This window comes from Streptosporangium sp. NPDC005286 (assembly GCF_040607515.1).
Classification (GTDB): domain Bacteria; phylum Actinomycetota; class Actinomycetes; order Streptosporangiales; family Streptosporangiaceae; genus Streptosporangium.
Window position 1 is genome coordinate 1 of record NZ_JBEXGU010000317.1, and the last position, 4,744, is coordinate 4,744.

4 protein-coding genes and 1 pseudogene are annotated in these 4,744 nt (G+C 64.9%); 3 read left to right on the forward strand and 2 right to left on the reverse strand.

Annotated features, from left to right (window positions below):
* From ABZU75_RS45295 to ABZU75_RS45305, 3 genes are all read left to right on the forward strand, one after another.
* The coding region (locus ABZU75_RS45295) for a tyrosine-type recombinase/integrase (protein WP_355569400.1) at positions 1-1,175 on the forward strand (1,175 nt) is incomplete at its 5' end.
* Positions 1,172-1,498 (forward strand): helix-turn-helix transcriptional regulator, encoded by a 327-nt coding sequence (locus ABZU75_RS45300; protein WP_355569403.1) that lies wholly within the window; start codon positions 1,172-1,174, stop codon positions 1,496-1,498. The genes ABZU75_RS45295 and ABZU75_RS45300, both read left to right, overlap by 4 nt.
* Before the next feature lie 77 nt (positions 1,499-1,575).
* Positions 1,576-2,748 (forward strand): hypothetical protein, encoded by a 1,173-nt coding sequence (locus ABZU75_RS45305; RefSeq protein WP_355569406.1) that lies wholly within the window; start codon positions 1,576-1,578, stop codon positions 2,746-2,748.
* Positions 2,749-3,129: 381 nt separating this feature from the next.
* On the opposite strand, the gene ABZU75_RS45310 is transcribed toward ABZU75_RS45305, so the two are convergent.
* Both ABZU75_RS45310 and ABZU75_RS45315 read right to left on the reverse strand, forming a co-directional pair.
* Positions 3,130-3,348 carry a hypothetical protein gene (locus ABZU75_RS45310; RefSeq protein WP_355569409.1) on the reverse strand — a complete coding sequence of 73 codons (219 nt, stop codon included), beginning with the start codon at positions 3,346-3,348 and terminating at the stop codon, positions 3,130-3,132.
* Between the two features lie 57 nt (positions 3,349-3,405).
* Positions 3,406-4,666 (reverse strand): annotated as a pseudogene (locus tag ABZU75_RS45315) (IS3 family transposase).
* Between the last annotated feature and the right edge of the window lie 78 nt (positions 4,667-4,744).

The window sequence follows — 4,744 nt, forward strand, 5'->3', positions numbered from 1 at the left end:
TCGACACCGCCGGGAAAACGCAGCACACAGATCGCGTCATGATGAACGTGTCGAGGACGAACGACCGGCTTCCGGGTGCCGCTCGACTACAGCTGGCCGATGGGGTGGCGTTGCTGCACCCCCAAGAGCAGGTGTTCGAAGCGATGGTGGACGGCTGGCGCAATCAGCAGCTGGCCAGAAATCTCGCCCTCTCGACGATCGACAAACGGACCGGCCGCCTTCGCACCTTTCTCCGGCATGCCGAGGCATTCCCGTGGCAGTGGACGGCCCAGCACGCCGACGAATGGTTCGGTGACCTGCGCTCGGTGCACGGCTGCGCGCACTCGACACTGCGCTCCTACCAGGACGCGCTGCGTTCCTTCTGCCAGTACGTCATCGATCCGGCCTACGGCTGGGCAGAGGTCTGCCAGGAGCGCTTCGGCACGCATCCGATCCAGATCGTGCACGAAGGCAACTCCGCGGTCCATGTCCAAGAAGTCGAGTCCCGGCCCGAGAAGCGGGCCTTCACCATCGATGAGCTGCAGGACTTCTTCGACTACGCCGACGAGCAGGTGACCAAGGCCCGCGACCGGGGCCGCAAGGGCTGGCTGCCGGCCTTCCGGGACGCCACCTTGTTCAAGGTCGCCTACAGCTACGGCCTGCGGCGCAACGAGACCCGGATGCTGGACGTCGCCGATCTCGGCCGCAATCCACACGGACCCGAGTTCGGCGACTATGGCCTGCTCCACGTCCGCTATGGCAAGGCCAAGAAGGGGTCGCCGCCCAAACGGCGCAGCGTGGTGACGGTCTGGACCTGGACCGCAGAGATTTTGGAGGAGTGGATCACCGAGTTCAGGCCTTTGCTGGCGGCCCCCGGCACGACAGCTTTGTGGCCGTCCGAACGCGGCAGCCGGATCGGGCTGCAACGGATCAACTCCCGCTTCGCCGCCTACCGCGATGCCCTTGGCCTGGATCCTGGCCTGGACTTCCATGGGTTGCGCCGTTCCTATGTCACCCACCTCATCGAGGCGGGCCGCGATCCGATGTTCGTCCAGTTCCAGTGCGGTCACGAGCACGCCAGCACCACGTCTCTCTACACCTGCGTCTCCTCCGACTTCCGCACCCGCACCCTGCGCCGAGCCTTGGATGAGACCCTGGCTGCCGCTCTCGAACCGCCCAGAAGGAAGACACGATGAAACGCCAGGTCAGCTACCAATGGCGGCTGCGCGAGGTCATGGCAGCCCACGGCATGTTCACCATCAGCGATCTCGTCCCACTGCTGGTCGAGCGCGGCATCGACCTGTCGGTCTCCCAGGTTCACAGGCTGGCCACCGGCGTCCCGGAGCGCCTCTCACTTCCCGTTCTCGCCGCGCTCTGCGACATCTTCACCTGCACCCCGACCGACTTGATCGCCACCAAAGCCGAGAACGCCATCGTCCGCAAGACCGCGACCGACGATGGGCCGGTCAACCTCAACGCCCGGCGGCCCAAGCGCGCCCGCCTCCGGCCCGAGGAGTGAGCAGACCTGGCCTGACCTGCGACATCTGCGGGAAGGAAGGGCGCAGATATCGGCGTGGTCTCTGCGGCCAGTGCGCCTTGACCCAAGACCTGGAAGCCGTCCTGAACAGCGGAGACGGCAGTATCCGGGCCGAACTGCTGCCCTTCTTCGACGGCTTTCGCGCGATGGGCAACCCGCGAGCGGGCATCCAGTGGATCCGCCATTCCCATGTTCATCAGATGCTCCACACCCTGGCCGACCCGGCCACACCCCTCACACACGAGACGCTCGACGAGATGTCTCCCTGGCGTTCGGTCGCCTACCTGCGTGACTTTCTGATGCTGCACGGCGTCCTCCCGCCCGCAGACCGGCACCTGATGCTGTTCCAGCGGTGGCTGCGCGACACCCTCAAACAGATCACCGAACCCGATCGCCGGCAGCTGGTGGCCAGATTCGCCACCTGGCACTGCCTCCACCGGCTCCGGCAGTTCGCCGAAAAGAAACCGATCACCGAGAAGCAAACCCAGCAGGCCCGAGGCGAGATCCTGCAGGCCATTGCGTTCCTGAGCTGGCTGGACCAGCACGGCCGCGCCCTCGCCACCTGCGGCCAGAGCGACATCGACGGCTGGTATGCGGGCGCCTACACCGCCCGACGCCTCACCCACGCCTTTCTCAGGTGGGCCATGCGGACCAAGCTCCTGCCCCGGCTGGCACTCCCGCACCACCCCACCACCAACCCCGCGCCCATCAGCCAGCAGCAGCGCCTGGCCGCTCTGCGCCGTCTCCTCAACGACGAACAGATCCCCCTTCTCATCCGGACCGCCGCCGTCATGGTGCTGCTCTATGCCCAGCCTCTGACTCGGATCCTGCGCCTGACGATCGACGATGTCCTCCATCACGACGGCCAGGTCAGCCTCCGCCTCGGGGATCCACCCACACCCGTCCCAGAGCCCTTCGCCACCCTGCTACTGCACCACCTCGACCAGCGCCTTAACCTGACGACCGCAACCAATCAGAACTCCCGCTGGCTCTTCCCGGGCCGCCGCGGCGGCCAGCCCATGACCACCGACGCCATCGAACGACGACTGCGAACCCACCAGATTGCCATCCTCAATAGCCGGGCCGCCGCACTGCGGCACCTGGTTCTTCAGGCACCGGCACCGGTCATCGCCCGGATGCTCGGCTACACCGACCAGCAGACCAGCCGCATCGCTACTGCCGCCGGCAGCCCCTGGAGCCGCTACGCCCCAGGCGACGACCACTCCCCGTGACGACCACGAGCTCAACCACAGCCGAATAGGCGACAGTTGATTACGCGAGGTCGCCAGAGTGGCACCCGTTCCTCACCCTCCCGGCTCGTCCCCCGACAGCCCTTCGGCCGGTGCGCGGCCGACTGTCCGATCCGGAGCGGACGAGCGCAGCGAGGACGGGCCGGACTGGACCGGCGGCAAGCAGCGGCCACGCTTCGGGCCAGGGGGCGAGACACATCACCACAGGTCAGCAGCAACTTCGTTGAAAATTTCTTCATTGCTACCGGGACCCCTTCCGAAAAGATCGTGTTTTTGGAAGCGGAGATGGCCACGACCTCCGAGAACACGCACGACTGAGAGGCGAAACCCCAGCTCGGCACTTCCGAGAGCAGGAGCGCACCGCTAGTTGGTGGCTGGGAGCACGTTCGGGAGGAGGTCGTAGTCCACCTTCAGGTGCAGCGGCGGATGGTCGGGGTGTTCCACGACCAGTGAGGCTCGCTCGCCGGTGAGGCCGATGTGAGCGAAGCACAGTCCGGCCTCGGCGTTGAACCGCTGAATGGCCTGTACCTGCGCGAGCAGCCCGCATGCCTGGTGGACCTGGCCGCTGTCACCGACACGCATGTCACCCTCCGCTGAGGGGCTGAGATCATTCCGGACAGCGGAATCCGCGGCTGCGAACTACGCAACCGGCTGAAGCGCTGTGTACTCGTCGAGGACTTCGAACGGCGCCCGGTAACCAACAGATGAATGAAGTCGGCGCCGATTGCAGAAGCCCTCGATATAACGAATCACGGCTCGGCGGACCTTCGCCCGGCTGGCGAAAACGTACCGTTTCAGCCACTCGTTCTTCAATGTTGAAAAGAACGATTTGGCCATGGCCTTATCGTAACATATGCCGGTACGGCCAACGGACCTCCGAATATCCAGCCTCTTCAGCACGGCGCCAAATTCATCGGACGTGTAGTTCTTGGGTTCAAGGAGTCGTTGCAACACTGCCTGCCAGCAAGCATAGGTGCTCGTTGAACCCAAGAACGGCGGATTCAACCGGTCGACCCTCTATCGGAGTGGAAGATCGTGTCCTTTTCAATGGTGAAGGTCTGTACCGCGTTCTCGATCGCCTCGGTGATCAACTCGGTGCGGTAGTGATCGGCCATCGCCCAGCCCACCACGGCCTTGCTGCAGCAGTCGATCACCGTGGCCAGGTGGCAAAACCCCTCCCAGGTCGGGATATACGTGATGTCGCCCACCAGCTTGACACCGGGCCGGACGGCGGTGAGATCGCGTCTGACCAGGTCGGGGATGCCCCGGAAGGCGCCCTGCTCGGTGAGCTTCGGCGTGAAGGGCCGCACCTGCGCCGGCAGCAGGCCCAGCTCGCGCATCAGCACCCGCACCAGCTCAGCCGAACAGCGCTCACCGCGGCGCAGCAACTCGGCGTGGACGCGCCGGTAGCCGTACACCTCCTCGTGCTCGTAGAAGATGCCCGCGATCAGGTCCTGGAGCAGGTCGCGGCGCTGCGCGGTCGCCGAGGCGGGCCGGTCGCGCCACTCGTAATACCCAGAGCGGGACACCTCCAGCCAGTCGCACATTTTCACAATCTTATGGTTGGCCTTCTCCGCGTCGATCAACTCGAACTTCGCGGTCACCGATTGTTCTCGGCCGCGAAGAAGGCCGCGGCTTTTTTCAGAAAGGAAAGCTTCTCGCGGAGTTCGGAGTTTTCTCGCTCGAGTTCGCGCAGCCGGGCGCGCTCGGGGCCGCTGAGGGAGTGTGGTTCTTCTTCCGCGCGCGTTCACTTGTAGGTGTTCACCCAATTGCCGAGCGTGGTGTCGTGGACGCCGAACTCTCTGGCGACCTCGGCGATCGTATGGGGGCCGTCGAGGACCATGCGCACAGCCTCGTCCTTGAACTCCTGGCTGAACCTACGCCTGGAACCTTTCGACATGTTTCTATCTCCTTCGGACTGTTACCACCCTAGCGGGCGGTCTATCCGTAATCTCTGGAGCACCTCAGTTCAGCCGCC